Origin of the sequence: Maribacter algae (genome assembly GCF_047345745.1) — a bacterium.
GTDB lineage: Bacteria > Bacteroidota > Bacteroidia > Flavobacteriales > Flavobacteriaceae > Maribacter.
Genome location: NZ_JBLFES010000002.1, coordinates 673,031 through 690,895, shown reverse-complemented (window position 1 = coordinate 690,895; position 17,865 = coordinate 673,031). Strand labels below are relative to the sequence as shown.

The 17,865-nt window shown below is 38.3% G+C and carries 19 protein-coding genes; 6 read left to right on the top strand and 13 right to left on the bottom strand.

Translation table 11 applies throughout. The features are described from left to right. Positions 1–22: 22 nt before the first annotated feature. Genes ACKWBX_RS10180 through ACKWBX_RS10165 form a run of 4 tightly spaced genes read left to right on the top strand, consistent with a single transcriptional unit; the run spans position 23 to position 3,674 of the window. On the top strand, positions 23–1,390 hold the full coding sequence (locus ACKWBX_RS10180) for an exonuclease domain-containing protein (protein ID WP_413968570.1): 1,368 nt from the start codon (positions 23–25) through the stop codon (positions 1,388–1,390). Next, positions 1,387–2,259: an ion transporter gene (locus tag ACKWBX_RS10175; protein ID WP_413968875.1), complete on the top strand. Its 873-nt coding sequence runs from the start codon at positions 1,387–1,389 to the stop codon at positions 2,257–2,259. The genes ACKWBX_RS10180 and ACKWBX_RS10175 overlap by 4 nt, the downstream gene beginning before the upstream one ends. Continuing rightward, the gene (miaA, locus tag ACKWBX_RS10170; protein WP_413968569.1) at positions 2,252–3,172 is read left to right on the top strand and encodes a tRNA (adenosine(37)-N6)-dimethylallyltransferase MiaA; all 921 of its coding nucleotides are present in this window, start codon (positions 2,252–2,254) and stop codon (positions 3,170–3,172) included. Before ACKWBX_RS10175 ends, miaA begins: the two co-directional genes overlap by 8 nt. Beyond that, the gene (locus ACKWBX_RS10165) at positions 3,159–3,674 is read left to right on the top strand and encodes a gluconokinase (RefSeq protein ID WP_413968568.1); all 516 of its coding nucleotides are present in this window, start codon (positions 3,159–3,161) and stop codon (positions 3,672–3,674) included. The genes miaA and ACKWBX_RS10165 overlap by 14 nt, the downstream gene beginning before the upstream one ends. Before the next feature lie 33 nt (positions 3,675–3,707). Here the strand turns inward: ACKWBX_RS10165 and ACKWBX_RS10160 are convergent, their stop codons facing one another. The 13 genes from ACKWBX_RS10160 to ACKWBX_RS10100 form a co-directional block, all read right to left on the bottom strand. Beyond that, positions 3,708–4,421, bottom strand: coding sequence for a response regulator transcription factor (locus ACKWBX_RS10160; protein WP_413968567.1), 714 nt, complete (start codon positions 4,419–4,421; stop codon positions 3,708–3,710). A gap of 11 nt (positions 4,422–4,432) precedes the next feature. Continuing rightward, positions 4,433–6,010, bottom strand: a complete 1,578-nt coding sequence (locus tag ACKWBX_RS10155; RefSeq protein WP_413968566.1) for a sensor histidine kinase — start codon at positions 6,008–6,010, stop codon at positions 4,433–4,435. 82 nt (positions 6,011–6,092) lie between these two features. After that, the gene (coaE, locus tag ACKWBX_RS10150) at positions 6,093–6,677 is read right to left on the bottom strand and encodes a dephospho-CoA kinase (RefSeq protein WP_413968565.1); all 585 of its coding nucleotides are present in this window, start codon (positions 6,675–6,677) and stop codon (positions 6,093–6,095) included. Continuing rightward, complete coding sequence (locus ACKWBX_RS10145) at positions 6,674–7,633, bottom strand: CdaR family protein (RefSeq protein ID WP_413968564.1); 960 nt, start codon at positions 7,631–7,633, stop codon at positions 6,674–6,676. Before ACKWBX_RS10145 ends, coaE begins: the two co-directional genes overlap by 4 nt. Continuing rightward, positions 7,630–8,646 (bottom strand): glycosyltransferase family 2 protein, encoded by a 1,017-nt coding sequence (locus ACKWBX_RS10140; protein WP_413968563.1) that lies wholly within the window; start codon positions 8,644–8,646, stop codon positions 7,630–7,632. The genes ACKWBX_RS10145 and ACKWBX_RS10140 overlap by 4 nt, the downstream gene beginning before the upstream one ends. A 68-nt stretch (positions 8,647–8,714) precedes the next feature. Beyond that, a complete protein-coding gene (locus ACKWBX_RS10135; protein ID WP_413968562.1) occupies positions 8,715–9,527 on the bottom strand; it encodes an enoyl-ACP reductase FabI in 813 nt (270 codons plus the stop codon). 81 nt (positions 9,528–9,608) lie between these two features. Continuing rightward, on the bottom strand, positions 9,609–11,261 hold the full coding sequence (gene recN / locus ACKWBX_RS10130) for a DNA repair protein RecN (RefSeq protein ID WP_413968561.1): 1,653 nt from the start codon (positions 11,259–11,261) through the stop codon (positions 9,609–9,611). A 55-nt stretch (positions 11,262–11,316) separates the two neighbouring features. Beyond that, the gene (gene porD, locus ACKWBX_RS10125; protein ID WP_413968560.1) at positions 11,317–12,210 is read right to left on the bottom strand and encodes a type IX secretion system protein PorD; all 894 of its coding nucleotides are present in this window, start codon (positions 12,208–12,210) and stop codon (positions 11,317–11,319) included. Continuing rightward, a complete protein-coding gene (gene coaBC / locus ACKWBX_RS10120) occupies positions 12,203–13,408 on the bottom strand; it encodes a bifunctional phosphopantothenoylcysteine decarboxylase/phosphopantothenate--cysteine ligase CoaBC (protein ID WP_413968559.1) in 1,206 nt (401 codons plus the stop codon). Before coaBC ends, porD begins: the two co-directional genes overlap by 8 nt. Before the next feature lie 4 nt (positions 13,409–13,412). Beyond that, positions 13,413–13,745: a DNA-directed RNA polymerase subunit omega gene (locus ACKWBX_RS10115; RefSeq protein WP_413968558.1), complete on the bottom strand. Its 333-nt coding sequence runs from the start codon at positions 13,743–13,745 to the stop codon at positions 13,413–13,415. 11 nt (positions 13,746–13,756) lie between these two features. Further along, positions 13,757–14,587: an outer membrane protein assembly factor BamD gene (locus ACKWBX_RS10110; protein WP_413968557.1), complete on the bottom strand. Its 831-nt coding sequence runs from the start codon at positions 14,585–14,587 to the stop codon at positions 13,757–13,759. Positions 14,588–14,696: 109 nt separating this feature from the next. Continuing rightward, a complete protein-coding gene (dapA, locus tag ACKWBX_RS10105; RefSeq protein ID WP_413968556.1) occupies positions 14,697–15,587 on the bottom strand; it encodes a 4-hydroxy-tetrahydrodipicolinate synthase in 891 nt (296 codons plus the stop codon). Between the two features lies 1 nt (position 15,588). Then, on the bottom strand, positions 15,589–16,122 hold the full coding sequence (locus ACKWBX_RS10100) for a DUF6913 domain-containing protein (protein WP_413968555.1): 534 nt from the start codon (positions 16,120–16,122) through the stop codon (positions 15,589–15,591). A 116-nt stretch (positions 16,123–16,238) separates the two neighbouring features. On the opposite strand from ACKWBX_RS10100, the gene ACKWBX_RS10095 reads away from it, so the two are divergent. Both ACKWBX_RS10095 and ACKWBX_RS10090 read left to right on the top strand, forming a co-directional pair. After that, positions 16,239–16,952 (top strand): 5'-nucleotidase C-terminal domain-containing protein, encoded by a 714-nt coding sequence (locus ACKWBX_RS10095; RefSeq protein ID WP_413968554.1) that lies wholly within the window; start codon positions 16,239–16,241, stop codon positions 16,950–16,952. Continuing rightward, positions 16,953–17,861 (top strand): bifunctional metallophosphatase/5'-nucleotidase, encoded by a 909-nt coding sequence (locus tag ACKWBX_RS10090; RefSeq protein ID WP_413968553.1) that lies wholly within the window; start codon positions 16,953–16,955, stop codon positions 17,859–17,861. Positions 17,862–17,865 lie beyond the last annotated feature (4 nt).

The following is a 17,865-nucleotide window of genomic DNA, read 5'->3' as shown; positions in this document are numbered from 1 at the left end:
CCATAATTTAGGAAAAAAGTACATGTACGCAATATTGGATATTGAAACCACGGGTGGTAAATACAATGAAGAAGGTATCACGGAAATCGCGATACATAAGTTTGACGGTCATGGTGTGGTAGATACCTTTATTAGCCTTGTAAATCCGGAAAAGGAAATTCAGCCTTTTGTCGTAAAACTAACGGGGATAAACAATAAAATGCTCCGCACCGCTCCTAAATTTCACGAAGTCGCCAAAAGAATCGTAGAAATTACCCAAGACACCGTGCTTGTGGCACACAACGCACAATTTGACTATCGTATCCTACGCACGGAGTTTAGAAGATTGGGGTATAATTTTGAACGAAAGACGCTCTGCACGGTAGATTTATCCAAAATGCTATTGCCGGATGCTGAATCCTACAGTTTGGGGAAATTGGTACGTTCTTTGGGCATTGCGGTGAGCGATCGCCATAGGGCCAACGGAGATGCTTTGGCGACCATTAAACTTTTTAAGCTACTCCTTGCAAGGGATTCCGAGAAAAAAATCATTAAGGAAGTCATCCGAAAAGAGAAACATGGAGAACTTTCCGAAAAACAATTGGACATCGTGCAAAACATGCCCAATGAAACCGGAGTTCTCTACATGCACAACAAAGATGGAGACATCATCTATCTAAACAGGAGTACCGATATTAAAAAAAGAGTGAACCAATTGTTCACAAAAAGTGGTGACAAGGCCCGTAAATTGGTAAAAGAGACCAAAAAAGTCACTTTTGAAAGAACAGGTAGTGAATTGATAGCATTGCTCAAAGAGCATCAAGAACTTTTAAAAAACAGACCCAAATACAATCAAATACCCCGAAAAAGAATGTTTTCCCATACTCTGTGTATGAACCAAAATGGGAACGGTTATTTGGATTTTAAAGTAGTTCCCTACAAAGATTGCAAATACAGATTGGGGCGTTTTAATGGGGAATTCAGTGCCAAAAATCATCTTTTTAAGATGACCAAGGAGTTTTCCCTTTGTGCCAAAGTAAATGGCATAAGTGAAGCAAAAAAGAATTGCTCCGATTATGAGGATGGAAAATGTAATGGCGCATGTATTAAAAAAGAAGATTGCCTTGCCTATAACCAAAGGGCCAAGGCAGCCATAGATAAATATAGTCTTCAAAACAAAAACACGTTGCTTATCGATAAAGGGCGGGAAATTGGTGAACATAGTGCGATTCTTATTAAAAATGGAAGCCTAGCCGGTATAGGATATTATGACTTAAACCATCAAATAAATAATATTCATATCTTGGAAAGTCTTTTAACCCCTATGAACGGAACAGAAAATGCTAATTTTATCATTGAATCTTTCTTAAGAAAAAAAAGAATTCTAAAAAAAATTCCTATCAATATATAAAGGTGAAAAAAACACAACCAAGAGCCAATTGGAAAAACCGACTCCATGAAATTATTTATGAAGCGGATACCCCAATGGGAAAATGGTTCGATTTGGCATTGATAGCCCTAATTCTATTGAGCGTTGTCCTTATCATGTTGGAAAGTGTTAAGGAGATTGATGCCAAGTATCACGATACTTTACTGACCTTGGAATGGGTGGTGACCATATTTTTCAGTGTTGAGTATATCGCACGGATCGTCTCTATAAAAAAACCGTCCAAATATATTTTCAGTTTCTACGGAATTATAGATTTTATTTCTACCATACCCCTTTACCTCTCTTATATTTTTGCAGGTTCACAAGTATTGTTGGCTTTTCGGGTTTTTAGGATGTTGCGGATTTTTAGAATATTAAAACTTGTTCAATTTATAGGAGAAGCTTCTCAATTGAAAAAGGCATTGCGCGCAAGTAGGACAAAAATTGCCGTTTTTATCTATGTAGTTCTCATTCTATCCGTCATCATGGGAACTGTCATGTACCTCATTGAAGGGGACGAAGCGGGTTTTACAAGCATCCCCAGAAGTATCTATTGGACCATAGTTACATTGACTACGGTAGGCTATGGCGATATTGCACCGCAAACGAATTTAGGACAATTTATAGCAACGGCTATCATGATATTGGGTTATGGTATTATTGCGGTACCCACAGGTATTGTTACCGTAGAATTCTCTAAACAATCTAAAGATGGTGACGAAACTGCCAAGGTCCAGGACCAATATGAAGATGTGCATTTAAACACACAGTCCTGTCCCTATTGTTCCGCGGAAAAGCATAGGGACAATGCCAAGCATTGCTATAACTGTGGTAATCTTTTGAATGAGTAAGATTCTTTTATCCGTAATTGGACCAACAGCGATAGGAAAGACAAAATTGGCAATTCTCTTGGCCAACCATTTTGGTACGGAAATCATTTCCGCGGATTCCAGACAGTTTTATGAAGAAATGAAAATTGGGACAGCGGTTCCCTCCAAAGAAGAACTTTCGCAAGCAAAACATCATTTTATCCAACATAAAAGTATCAAGAAAGATTATTCCGTCGGGGATTTTGAACGCGAAGGAATATATACCCTTCATACACTTTTTAAAAAAAATGATGTCGTAATAATGGTGGGCGGCAGCGGTCTGTATGTTGATTCGATTACCAAAGGTTTGGATTCTTTTCCTAGTGTGGATGCAAAAATCAGGAAATCTCTAAATAGGATATTGCAAAATGATGGAATAGCGGCATTACAATCCAAATTGAAAGAATTGGATATTGAATATTACGAAAAAGTAGACCTCCACAATCCGCATCGCTTAATTAGGGCTTTGGAAATTTGTATCGGCACGGGTAAACCTTATTCAAGCTTTTTAAACCAACCAAGACCGGACCGAAAGTTTAAAGTACTTTCCATTGGTCTTCAAGCCGAACGAAAAATACTCTACGATAGAATAAACCAAAGAGTGGACTTGATGATAAGTGAAGGGCTTTTGAAAGAGGTTACCGAACTGGTACCCTTCAAAGAATACAACGCCTTACAAACCGTTGGTTATAAGGAACTTTTCAAATATTTGGATAAAGAAATAGAACTGGATTTTGCCATTTCCGAAATCAAAAAAAATACCAGAAGGTTTGCCAAAAGACAGTTGACTTGGTTTAAAAAAACCAAAGATGTACTTTGGTTGAATTATGATTACGAAAAACAAACGGCAATTGAACTCATCGAGAAAAAAATAAGTAGTCTTGGCAATACATAAACCAAAAATTCTATATGTTATGGGGGTTTCTGGAAGCGGAAAAACCACTATTGGGAAGCTGTTGGCGAAAGCATTGAATTTTCCATTTTTTGATGGAGATGATTTTCATCCACGGTCAAATATAGATAAAATGAAAAGCGGAAAACCATTAAATGACCATGATAGAAAAGGTTGGCTCGAGAAATTGAATCATTTAGCCATTCAGCATAAGGAAAAAGGAGCTGTCATCGTTTGTTCCGCCTTAAAACAAAGTTATAGGGATATTTTAGGCAAACATCTTCTTGACAAACATAAATTTGTATTCCTAGATGGAACTATAGCCGAAATCAGCAATAGACTAAAAGAACGAAAAAATCACTTTATGCCATCTGGCCTGTTACAATCACAGTTTGATACCTTGGAAAAACCAAGACAAGCTATTACGGTTTCCATTGCGAAAACACCTGAAGAAATAATGGAAAGCATACTAAAAACGTTTGAAAAAGGAAAAGCACCCGATTGACGGATGCTTTCTATATATTATTGAGAGAATATATTATTCTCCATCGGTCTTAATGACCAAACGGAATCCCTCTCCATGTATGTTCAAAATTTCTACGGTATCGTCGCGTTTTAAGTATTTTCTCAACTTTGCGATGTAAACATCCATACTTCTAGAAGTAAAATAATTGTCGTCTCTCCATATTTTGGTCAATGCCAACTCCCTTGGCATCAAATCATTTTCATGCAACGCTAGAAGGCGTAATAACTCATTTTCCTTCGGTGATAATTTTATGGCCTCTTCATCCTTATACTTTAAGAATCTAAGTTTGGAATTCAAATGAAAACCTCCAATAGTAAATTCAAACTTTTTACTATCAGCCAAGCTATTGGAAGCTTTTCTTTGAAGTATTGCTTTAAGTTTCATCAACAATACTTCAGAGTCAAAGGGCTTGTTCAAATAATCATCTGCACCGGCCTTATATCCTTTTAAGACATCTTCTTTCATTGTCTTTGCCGTAAGAAAGACTATAGGAACATTTTCGTTCTTTTCACGGATTTCCTTTGCCAAGGTGAAACCATCTTTATAGGGCATCATAACATCCAAAATACAAATGTCATAGTTATCTTTCTTGAACTTCTCAAAACCCTCCATACCATTTTTGGCCAAAGTAACATCAAAGTCGTTCATAGAAAGATAATCCTTTAAAACGATTCCAAAATTAGGGTCGTCTTCTACTAAAAGTATTTTCTTATTTATTGTTTCCATAGTTGTTGTTCTTAAATTAAAGGTAGTTTAATGTAAAAAGTACTTCCTTTTCCTTTTTCACTTTCCACATAAACCTCACCTTGATGATCATCTACTATTTTTTTTACGTAAGCCAATCCTAATCCATGACCTTTTACGTTATGAATGTTTCCGGTATGTTCTCTATAGAACTTTTCAAAAACTTTTTTGGAAACCGCTTTGCTCATACCGGTTCCTTGATCTTTTATTTTGATAATAATGAAATTCTTGACCTTTTCCGTATACACATCCAATTTTGGTGCTTCTGGCGAATACTTTACACCATTGTCGAGAATGTTTACAATAACGTTGGTAAAATGCATTTCATTGGCCAACACTTCCGAGCGTTCCGCATCCAAATGTGTTTCTATATACCCTCCCCTATCGGAAACAATCAATTCTACATGTGTAATCGCATCTTTTATGATGTCATGTGCATCAACCCTATCCTTACTAATGTCCAACTGATTTTTTTCAAGCTTGGAAATTCTAAGAACATTTTCTACTTGAGCATGCATCCGTTTGTTCTCATCACGAATCATCTGTAAGTAACGACCAACTTTTTCTTGATCTGCGATTATTTTAGGATTCTTTATCGCTTCTACTGCTAAATTTATAGTAGCTATCGGTGTTTTGAACTCATGTGTCATATTATTGATGAAGTCCGTTTTAATTTCGGAAATCTGTTTCTGCTTTATTAACTGGTAAATGGCACCAGAATAGGCTACGACAATAATCAACGTAAATAACAAAGACAAAAGTGCCAAACCTAAGATAGACTGTACTAAAAAACGCTTCTTTTTAGGAAAAGCGATTAACAGCGCAAAGTTTGAACTACCCTCAATATCGGTGAACATGGGCGATTTGTAAATATTGCTTTCGGTGTATTTAAACTTTTTGGACTTTACCTTGGTAGGCAGGCCATTACTATAAACACCATATTCAAAAGCAATGTTTATACCCCTATTTTCCAGTTCGCGTTGCAACTGTAACTCTATTTCTTGCTTTGAAACACGTTTGTGTATCGGAACCCTTTTGGCATATGTACTGAACAAGTCCTCCATGGCTACTTTATCAAATTTGGATAAGCCACCAATTTTCTCAATACGTTGTAAAGGAGTCAGATTTACCCTGTTTCCTTCCAAATCATAATCTTCCTTAAAAATAGAAGTCCTCCTTCTACTGGTATAATTACTGATTATTGTGGTATCCGCAGCATCATTATCAAAGAACGTGGAAGAGATGCCATATTTTTCCTCTAAAATACCATGCTCGTACAGCAAGATTTCATTGGAATTAACATCCCTATCAATGAAAAAGAAATTTCTGAACTGTTTGTCTTTTGCTTCACCAACACTATCTTTTGTTTCCAGATAGCGATCAAAATAATCCTTTGTCTCTCGTTCGGCTATCTTAGTGGTTACGCTGTTCAGAGCCTCTGAAACAATATTTGAAAATTGTTCCTCTTTATCCTCTACGGATTTTTTAATCCAAAAACTTTGAACAAATATTAGCCCTATGAGCGAAAGGCTCATGAGAACCACTAAGAGCACAAATAATCTCTTATTCATTTAATGTTAAAATTAAAGATTTACAAGTAAGGGGATAGTACGTTTAACCTAACCTTAACAAAAATGTTAAAATGCCGCAGCCCTAGCAAAATTCAAGCAGAGCGTTATTCACCTCTTCTATTTTGAGTGCAGTTTCCGAAAGTTCTATATTTTGGATAACAAAATCAGCCAAGGCTATTTTTTCAGAATCCTCCAGTTGGTTTTCCATACGTGCGGTTATTTCTTCCCGCGTTGCCGCATCACGGTCCATAATTCTTTGAATACGCATCTCCTTTGGCGCAGTGACCAAAATTATGCTATCGTAAAAATCGGACATCCCATTCTCAAAAATCAAGGCCGTCTCCTGGATAACATATGGATGGCTTTGTTTTTTTGTCCACGCTAAAAAATGCTCGCGTACCGCAGGATGTACAATCCCGTTCAACTCCTCCAATAGTTTCTTATCGTTAAAAATTTTTTGAGCAATGTAGGCCCTATTCAACTTATTTTGTTCATAAGCATCCTTGCCTAATAAAGAAACAATCTGCTTTTTCACTTTTTTAGAAGATTGCATCAACCTTTTCGCTTCTATATCAGAATTATAGACAGGCACTCCCAAATTCGAAAAGATTTTGGCCACCGTAGATTTTCCACTACCCATACCACCGGTTAGACCTACTATCCTCATTCTCGCCTTAAAATATATTCGATTTCGCTGGTCAACAAATGGGCATTCCTAATTACTTCCGGATATTCTTGGAGTCTAATGGCTATAATGTTCTCTGATTGTCCAATCATTTTAAGGTAATCCGCAATAACGATAAAGTCTTCTGGTTTTAATTCTTTTAAATCTTCAATTTTTCCCTGGCATTTTATTTCAACGGTCTCCGGGAAAGTTCGCACTTTAACATCATTGGGTAAGTTAATAATGGTCACGGGAACTTTAATGATTTTCTCCGAAAACCTGAAAATAGCTCCTGAAACTTTTACGGTACTTGGAATAAATGTTGTGGTGCTCAGGTTTCTAGCCTTTATGACCGATAACTTCTCTGAAAAATCTGCATTGATCGTTCCCAAATCCACCATAGTTGTTCTTACTTCTTTAATCGTATCTATTTCAGTTTTTGGCCCTGTAATTTTTATAACTTCCGGCTCTACTATCAATTTATCCGCCAATGCATAGTTGTTTTCCAGTGTGTACTTAATTCTTGGAACTACGGGAACTGTTTTGGAAATCACTTTTAACAAATCGAAAAAAATAGTGTCCCTATCAAAATCCAATAAGGTCATCGAGGAAGGCAATTGTTTTTCTATCTGTTTTTGATATACATTAGGGGAGATATAAAAACTGGAATCCCTTAAACTCATTTTAGAAACGTCTATTTCCACTTTCTTTTTGCGAATCGCGAATCCCAGAAATTGAAATCCTACTGCCTTGAGCTTTACATCTACTGTTGCCTTGGGAGTATTGGAAAGGCGAAAAGCATCCGGGACATTCACATATACTAAGTTAAATTGTGAATTGCTCACGTAGGATTGCGATAAGCTATTAACGAGCCAAGCAAAGGCGGAAAACAAAAGAAAAACAAGAAACACCTTGACCTTTCGCTTTCTAAGACCAACTTTGATTCGTTCTAAAATCACGCCTTTTGATTTATATTGAAAAACAGCTTTGGAAATAGTTGTTCCGGTTTCCGTTTACTAAAAGTAACGTAAATAACAGACTTCAAAAAACCATACCCATAGCCTATAAATTGAACGGTAGTGGCAAAAAGCGACATAAAAGCGATAGCAATGCTCTCATTCTTTATAAGTGCATCAATAAACAAAATAGAAAAATAGACCGCATATGCCGCTAAAGGCATCCAAAACTTAAAAAAGGTCAACACTAATGCGATTATAAAACCTAAACAGAACAACGTTGGAAACCAGTAGGTGATTTTGGCCGTTTCCGGATGCCAATGATTTAGAATGGGTCTCACCATTCCAAACTTGTTCACCTGTATGTAGAATTTGTTCCAATCAATTCGTCTTTTATGGTATACAAAAGCTTCGGGAATCAATTTTGTCTTAAATCCTTTGTTCCAAATACGAATGGTCAGATCTGGATCTTCCCCGGGATGAATGTTGCCGTAACCGCCTACCTCCTCAAAAGCCTCCTTTGAAATGCCCATATTGAAACTTCTGGGCTGAAACTTATTAACGGCGTTTTTCTTGCCACGTATCCCCCCCGTAGTCAAAAATGAGGTCATCGCATAATTGATCGCCTTTTGAACTTGTGTAAAAGATTCATGGGCGGCGTCCGGTCCACCATAACAATGCACAAAATCTTTTTCCAAACTTCTCTCCGCTTCTAGCAAGTATTGCGGGGGCAAAATACAATCCGAATCCAGCACGATAAAATAATTGCCCTTGGCCCTCGACATTCCGTAATTTCTGGAATCTCCAGGGCCGGAATTTGGTTTTTTATAATAAGAAATATTAAGTTTTTTTGAAAAATCCCCAATAATTTCTTCCGATGAAAGTGTGGAACCATCTTCTACAATAACAATCTCATAGGCTTTTCTATAAGTCTGCAACACAAGACTCTCCAGAAGCTCCTTTATCTCATGAGGTCTATTATAAACAGGAATGATAAAGGAAAAATATAAGTTCATCGGCTAAATTCTATAAACGTAAAAGCCATCCCTCAAAAAAGGATGGCTTTTGTTATTTCTTATCATGATTATTCTGAAAACCTTTCAATAACCTCTTGACTTACTCCAGTATTGGAGAAACCGCCATCATGGAACAGATTCTGCATGGTCACTTTTTTGGTCAAGTCCGAAAACAAAGTAATCGTATAATCCGCACAATCCTGCGCAGAAGCGTTTCCTAAGGGGGACATTTTTTCAGCATAACTGATAAAACCATCAAATCCTTTAACCCCTTGTCCTGCTGTAGTTGGCGTAGGCGATTGGGAAATGGTATTTACACGTACTTTCTTTTCCTTACCGAAAAAATATCCAAAACTACGCGCTACGGACTCCAAATACGCTTTATTGTCCGCCATGTCATTGTAATCAGGGAATGTACGCTGTGCCGCCATGTAAGTCAATGCAACAATACTACCCCACTCGTTCATAGCATCGGCCTTGTAAAGGCTTTGCATGACTTTGTGAAAAGATAATGCGGAAACATCCCACCCTTTAGAGGTAAAATCATATTTCTCATCTGTATAGGCTCTTCCTTTTCTTACATTGACGGACATTCCAATGGAATGTAATACGAAATCCAGCTTTCCTCCAAGAATCTCCATGGATTTGGCAACCAAATTATTTAAATCCTCCTCACTAGTTGCATCCGCAGGAATGATTTCTGAACCCGTCTTTTCCGCCAAAGCCTTTATTTGTCCCATTCTCATGGCAATCGGCGCATTGGTCAACACGAACGTACCGCCTTCTTCATGGACCCTTTCCGCCGTTTTCCAAGCGATTGAATTCTCATCCAAAGCACCAAAAATAATTCCTTTTTTTCCTTTCAATAGATTATAAGCCATAATTGGTTGTTCTTGTAATTTACAATAAGTTCAAAGATATGTAAATATGTTAAAACGATGACATGATTATTCTTGCCGCGATCAATTCAATAACTGTTTTGCATGCGCCAAAGCGGACTCCGAAAGCTCCTTGCCGCCCAACATCTGTGCAAGTTCAACAATACGTTCTTCTTCGGATAGTTTGCGCATATTCGTTTTGGTAACTTCTGCTTCTTCAGATTTGTAAACCTTATAATGCTGATTTCCTTGTGAAGCTACCTGTGGTAAATGTGTTATAGAAAATACTTGCATTTCTCTACTCATTTCTCGCATAATCATGGCCATGCGATTGGATATTTCTCCAGAAACCCCAGTATCGATCTCATCGAACATAATGGTAGGCAGCTTTTCATACTTGGCCAACAATGCTTTGATCACCAACATAATTCGGGAAAGTTCCCCGCCGGATGCTACTTTCTTCAACAATCCATGAGCGCTCCCCTTGTTTGCCGAAAACAAAAAAGAGAGGTCGTCCTTTCCGGTAATCTTAAAGGTTTCACTGTTGGATAACGTAATTTGGAAAGAAGCACTCGGCATGCCCAACTGGCCCAAATCCTCCTCCAACTGTTTTTTTAGCTTCGGAATTACTGCGGTTCTTCTTTTGCGTAACAGAATTATCAATGTTTCCAGTTTATTCTTTAGTTCTGTCAATGCTTCCTTTTTGGCGGCGATCTTGTCATCAAGATTAGCCGTTTCAAAGGCTTTCTCAGAGAGTTCTTCACGAATTTTGATCAGCTCTGAAACTTCCTGTACGTTATGTTTTTTCTGTAAGTTATATAGTAATTGCAGCTTGGCATTTATTTCTTCCAAAAGCGAAGGATTGGCCTCTATTCCTTCTTGAAATAACTCTAGTTCTCCATTAATGTCATCCAGTTCTATGGCTACGGATTGAATACGCGCATTCAAATCAGCATACTTTTCATTGAAACCGGATAGCTTGGAAATCACTTGTTTTAATTCGGTCATTAAGTTCAATAAACCAATTTGCTCCCCATTTATCAATTGGTTTCCTTTGGAGAGTTGTTCCGTAATGAACTCCACATTGTTCAGTTGCTCATATTGTGCTTCCAATGCTTCCAACATCCCTTCCTTTAAATTGGCGGACTCCAGTTCGTTTAACAAAAAGAAATTATAATCTTGTTCCTTATCAGCATTATTTTGAAAATCAATAAGTTGCTGAAGTTCTTTTTCCTCTTTTTGATACGATTGTAATTGCGCTTTGTACTTGGACAGATTTTCAGCATTCTCAGCCAAGGCATCGATTAATTTTAACTGAAAATCATTTTCGGTGAGTTCCAAAGTTTGGTGCTGCGAATGAATATCAATGAGTCTGTTTCCCAATTCGGAAAGTATATCCAACCGGACCGGCGTATCGTTTACAAAGGCCCGAGATTTTCCACTGGGTAAGATTTCCCTTCTGACGACCGTAACCTCTTCATGATCCAAGTCATTTTGCTCAAAAAACGGCATCAATCCATACTGTCCTATATTAAAATCGGCCTCTATGATACATTTCTCATTTTTATCCCTAAGTGATGATAAATCCGCGCGTTTCCCCAAAACCAAGGAAAGACCGCCCAATAAAATTGATTTTCCAGCTCCAGTTTCCCCGGTAATCACGGTAAAACCATTGTCAAAACCTACGTTTAGACTATCTATTAAAGCATAATTTGATATGGAAAGGTTGGATAACAAGTTTCAGAATTTAACGATTTCAAAGGTAATCTATATTCTGAACTGAAAAAAGGGGTCAATACTTAATATCGTTCCAAGTACTGGAGAAAAATGGAGCTACCTTATTCAAGGTTTCTTTCAATTTAACCACGTCTACTTTTGGGCCGTCTGAGAAAATATTCAAGATTTCCTCTGACTTGGTTTCAAAAAAAGTCTGTGTTAAGAAAGCGTTGGGCCTTCTTTTACTCATGGTTTCAAAAAGATTCATGGTTCCGGCGATAACCTGCTTTCCAGTACTGTTATTGTCTGCGAGTATATCCATTCCCTTTCGGTGATAATTGTACATCGCAATCCTGTACTCCCGATACGTATTGGACAAAACATCGTTTATAAAATCAAAACGTGTTCTATTGTTGGATGCGCTCTGGTTCCAACCCGAAAAACTAGTTCCTTGCGCCTGCGTTACAATGTTTTGTGCTTTTCGGTACATATCGGTACCACCTTCCAATGAAAAGGTATCCGCATCCACGCCCAGCATCACATAAGTATAGTACGCAACAACCGCCACCAAATTAGACTCAAAAACATTTTCATTGTACACCAAAGGTTGAAACTCTACGTACTGGAAATTGAATTGGTCGTCCTTATAACTTAAGGTAGGCGTGTCATACGCCGTATTGTAAACAGGTCTTGAAGATTGTATCTGAATATTGGCCTTGAACCTATCCGATTCATATTCCGTGACCGTAATGAACATTTGGGCATTTACTTTCTCATTATCCTTATACACCTTGTTGGTCCACTTCGATTTATTGACAAAATCACTCAACGAACGTTCCAAGGTCCTGAATATCTGCTGATTGGTTTGGGAAACCTGATCCGAATTTACCGTTATCGTACAATTTAATTCTTGTCCAGACAGGGCAAAACTAAAAAACACAAAAGCAAGAAGAAACAAATAGCTACGCATAGCGCCGTTTAACAATTTCATTAAGAATATCCACCGCAACCGCGGCCTTCGTCTTCAATTCAAACGCAACTATTTGAGAATTGGTATCTATAAAAGTGATTTTATTGGTCTTACTGCCAAAACCGGCTCCTTTATCATTCAAGGAGTTGAGCACTATGGCATCTAGATTCTTTCTTTTGAGCTTTCCTTTGGCATTTTCCAGCTCATTTTCTGTTTCCAATGCAAATCCTACCAAATATTGGTTTTTCTTAAGCGCTCCCAACGAGAATAAGATGTCCTTATTTTTTATAAGTTCGATGTTGAAGTCGGAATCGGACTTTTTAATTTTTTGGTCGGCCACGGTTTTGGGTCTATAATCCGCTACTGCGGCCGCACAGATGACCACATCGGCATCGGTATAGTCGGCAAGTACTGCATCATACATTTCCGAAGCGGAAACTACCCGTTTTAAATAAATGCTTTTCTCTTCTACTTGCAAATGTGTGGGTCCCGATATCAAAACGACTTGCGCTCCTAATTGGGCCGAGGCTTTCGCCAGTTCAAAACCCATCAACCCCGAAGAGTGATTTCCTATAAAACGAACCGGATCTATGGCCTCATACGTTGGTCCGGCCGTAATCAATACTTTTTTACCTTGCAACGGAAGTCCTTTGGACAAATGATCGGTAATAAAATCGATAATATCCTCGGGTTCCGCCATTCTGCCTTCCCCATAAAGCCCGCTTGCCAATTCTCCCGATGTAGCGGGTATCATAATATTCCCAAAAGATTTCAGTTTTTCAAAAGAAGCGGCAGTGCTTGGGTGCTTGTACATATCCAAATCCATTGCCGGTGCAAAATATACGGGGCATTTGGCAGAAAGATAAGTGGCTAATAAAAGATTATCGCAAGCACCGTTTGCCATTTTAGAAAGGGTATTGGCAGTTGCAGGCGCAATAAGCATGATATCTGCCCATAATCCCAGCTCAACATGGTTGTTCCAATCCGTGGTATGCGCTTCCGATTTTATAAAATCGGTAACCACTGGGTTTTTGGATAAGGTTGCCAGTGTTAACGGAGAAACAAAAGAACTGGCGCTATCGGTAAGTATAATCTTAACGTTAGCGCCAGCTTTTATAAATAATCGTACTAAAAATGTAGTTTTATAGGCAGCAATTCCTCCGGTTATTCCTAAAAGGATGTTTTTGCCGTCCAACATACATTTATGCGTCTTTTTCAGTATTTCTATGGTAAATTTTATCCATTAACCATTCTTCAACGGCCAATGCATGAGGTTTTGGAAGTTTTTCGTAAAATTTGGAAACTTCTATTTGTTCCTTATTTTCAAAAACTTCTTCCAAACTATCACTATACGTTGCAAACTCCTCTAATTTTTCCAACAACTCTTTTTTAATTTCAGAGTTGATTTGGACAGCTCTTTTCGCGGCTATAGAAATTGCCTCGTAGATGTTATCCGTTTTTTGGTCAAACTCATTTTTATTGATGGTTACCGTAGAAACGGGAGCTTTTGAATTTTTTAAATCGTTCATATTCATGGTCAAACTATTTATTTTGAAACTGTCGTGTATTGTTGTAATTCGTTCTCTATTTTTTCGCTTAAATCATTAACTTCCTCTTGAAACTTGGACTCTGGATATTGTTTTTTGAACGTAATATACGCCGCTTTGGCATCGAGCAGACGCTCCTTCTTTAAGGCTTCAAAACTGTTCAGCGCCAAATTGGTAGCGGATTTTACCTTAACATATAAAACTTCTTCACGGTATATGGAGCCGGGAAAATCAGAAATAAAATTATCGCTACTGGCCATGGCCGATTTCAGCATATCATAATTAAACTCACCGATTTTATTGTATTGTTTCAATATTTCAAAAGCTTTGCGCTCTTTTTTGGTCGTCAAGTCCTTTGCCATACCATTGGCTTCATCAAAATATTCCGACTCGGAATAAGCATTAATGAAATTTTGCAATTTCAATAAAGCTTTATCCGTATCCGTTTGGTCTAGGGAATATGTTGGGGAAAGTTCATAATAACTTTTAGCGCCCAAAAAGGAAGCTTCTGCCATTTTATCACTTTTAGGATATGATTTTACGAACCGTTCAAACTGGTAACCGGCCATATTATAATCCTTGCGCTGAAAATAGGTGTTCGCCAAGAAAAACATAACACGCTCCCCTTGCGGTTTGCCCACGTATTTAGGTGCTATTTGCTCGAACAATCTATTGGAACGCTTAAAATCCTCCTCATCGTAGTACTTCTGGGCCAAATCGTATTTGGCTTTGACATCTTCATTCTTCAGGACTTTTTGATACTCGTTACAGGATTGCAGTATAAAAGCAATGGCCAAGAATGATAAAAACCTTCCTATCTTAAAAAACATTTTGCAAAATTAGTGATAATCAACGGATTTAAAAAACATTTCTAATACCGTAAAAATAGCTTCAATCTGCTTTATACATCACATTTTGGGGAAGATTTAACGTAAATGCTTAAGCAGGTATTCTTGAAATGGACTTTACAAAATTTCCGATTTTTGATTTTAAACCATTGCTCGCTTCTACCAAAGGGAGACGAACTGCGGCAGTGGACAACCCAATATGTTCGAATATCGCTTTAATTCCTGCCGGATTGCCCTCCTCAAAAATGAGACGCATCCCTTCTTGTAGCAAATAATGGTATTTATAAGCTGCTGCAGTATTCCCATCCAATCCTAAACCAACCATTTTGCAAAATTCAGCAGGTATGCCTTGTCCAATTACAGAAATAACTCCTTCCCCACCCGCCAAAATAGTAGGTAGACCTGTTATATCATCGCCGGAAAGTACTTTGAAACCCGAAGGCCTTTTCGCGATAATTTCCATAATCTGCACCATGCTTCCCGAAGCTTCTTTGATCGCGACAATATTATCAAAATCATTGGCCAATCTAAGCGTAGTTTCGGGCAACATATTACTTCCTGTCCTACCGGGAACATTATACATGATGATCGGTAACGGTGAAGCTTGGGACAAGAACTTAAAATGTTGATATATTCCTTCTTGGGTGGGTTTATTGTAATAAGGGGAAACGGATAAAATAGCGGTGAACGCCGTTGCATCCAAGGTTCTGAGCTCATCTGCAATAGCGTAGGTATTGTTGCCCCCAACACCCAATACCAAAGGCAAACGACCTGCATTGACCTTTATGATGGTATCAATGGCAAAATGTCTTTCTTCTTTGGAAAGGGTCACGGCTTCCGCTGTAGTTCCCATGGCAACCAAATAGTTCACGCCGCCATCAATACAATGCTCCACGATACGGGTCAGGGCCGCAGTATCTACACTACCATTTTTTGTGAACGGGGTGACCAATGCCACTCCGGTTCCTCTTAATTGTTCCATATTATATTTCCTTAAATACCTTTAGATATTTTTTTAACTCATTTTTAAAGGTCTTAAAGTCCGTTAGGGGTGTATCCAGTATCAGGTCATTATATTCATGTCCAACATTTTTAAAGCCTACTTTTATTCTGGCCTTTGTCTTTACGGACATCAGATTCAGTAACAAATTATCCTCATCATAATAATTGACCAAAAGGTCATATTCCCGGCTCAAAAATTCCAAAGCATAACTGTTTTCTATTGCGCCGTTCCATCCCAGATCCTTATCGGAAAAAACCGGGGTGGCATATGGCGAATTCTTGTCATAATAGCTTTTGTACCCAATAATCTTAACGGCATTGGGCTTCAAGGAAAATGCTTCCAAAAATTGATAAAAAACATCTGCGTCCTGAAACTTATCCAAATCAACAATACATCCCAAAGAACTTACACCCTTACTTCTACTCGATTCCAAGGCAGGATTCTGTAATGCCTGCTTGATGAATTTCCGTCCGGATTTCTGTTTAAACTTGTCCTTAATTCCTTTTAAAAACATGTATTTTTACATTTCTACAAATGTAATCATATCCGTTCAACTCTATGGCGAAGTTAAAACAGTTTGAAGTTTTAAAAATAAAACATTTTGTTGTATTTATAACATTAATGTTAAGTATGTCCTGTAAGAACAGTACTTCGGAACTATCAAATATTCATGTCCAGAATATCCCAGTAGACAGTTCCTATAAGGCCATTCAAGAGGTTGAAGCCTATATACGTCCTTTTAGGGAACGCGTAGACCAAGTTTTGGATAGCACCCTCGCCTATATCCCTTATTCGATTTCAAAAACGGACCATCCTTACAATACCACTGCAGGAAATCTTATGGCGGATATGCTTTATGAACAGGCCAACCCCATCTTTAAAAAAAGAACCGGAAAGGATATCGATTTTGTGTTGTTCAATCATGGCGGAATACGCTCCGGAATTTCAAAAGGGAATGTGTCCGCTAGAACGGCTTATGAAGTCATGCCCTTTGAAAACTCCATCGCCGTGACCACAATGAAAGGAGATGCCATAAAAGAAATGATCGATTATATCGTACGATCCAAAAGAGCGCATCCTATTGCCAAGCTTCAAATCATATTGAATACAGATGGTAGTTTAAAAGAGTTCCGTATTCAAGGCAAACCGTTTGACCCTTCCAAAACGTATTATGTAGCGACCTCGAACTATTTGGTTTCCGGCGGAGACGATATGGTGTTTTTCAAGGATGTGGAAGAAACCGTAATCCTGGACTATAAAGTGCGAAATGCCCTCATAGATTATTTTACGAAGGTGGACACTCTATCGCCAAAAATCGATAACCGCTATTATAAATTGAAGTAGATGGAAAGAAGAAAATTCATTAAAAGTACTTCCGTATCGGCCGTAGCTCTTGGCTTGGGCGGACTGTCATTGAACGCTTGCCAAAAACTTGCCAAAAAGCATATCACTATTCTACATACCAATGATGTGCACAGTCATATTGATGCCTTTCCCGCAAGTCATTCCACTTATCCCGGTCTTGGCGGATTGGCAAGAAGAGCCGCGCTTGTTCAAAAGATACGCGAGGAAAACCCAAACACGTTATTGCTGGATGCCGGGGATATCTTTCAAGGCACCCCTTATTTCAATTTTTATGGTGGAGAATTGGAATTTGAATTGATGAGCATGCTCAATTACGATGCCGCTACTTTAGGAAATCACGATTTTGATAACGGAATAGACGGACTATTGGCACAAGTGCCCAATGCCAAATTCGATTTGATCAGTGCCAACTATGATTTTAGTGATACAATTATGGACGGTTTTACTAGACCTTATCAGACCTATATCAGAAACGACATTAAAATAGGCGTCTACGGCCTGGGAATCAAACTGCAAGGCCTGGTCATTCAAAAGTTGTACAAGGAGACCAAATATTTAGACCCGTTTGAAATTGCAGTAGACATCGAAACAAAATTGAAGGAAGACGAGCAATGTGATTTGATTATTTGTTTGTCCCATCTTGGCTATAGCTATGAAAATGAAAACAGGCCCGACGATATCGTGTTGGCCCAAAGGACAAAGCATACGGACCTTATTATCGGCGGACATACGCATACCTTTTTACAGGAGCCCACCGTTGTGGTAAATGCCGCCGAGCGAGAAGTATTGGTCAACCAAGTGGGGTGCTACGGAATTAATGTCGGGCGCATAGATTTTTATTTTGACAATAGTTCCAAACAAGCTTCGGGCATATCTCTCAAAGTTTAGCATT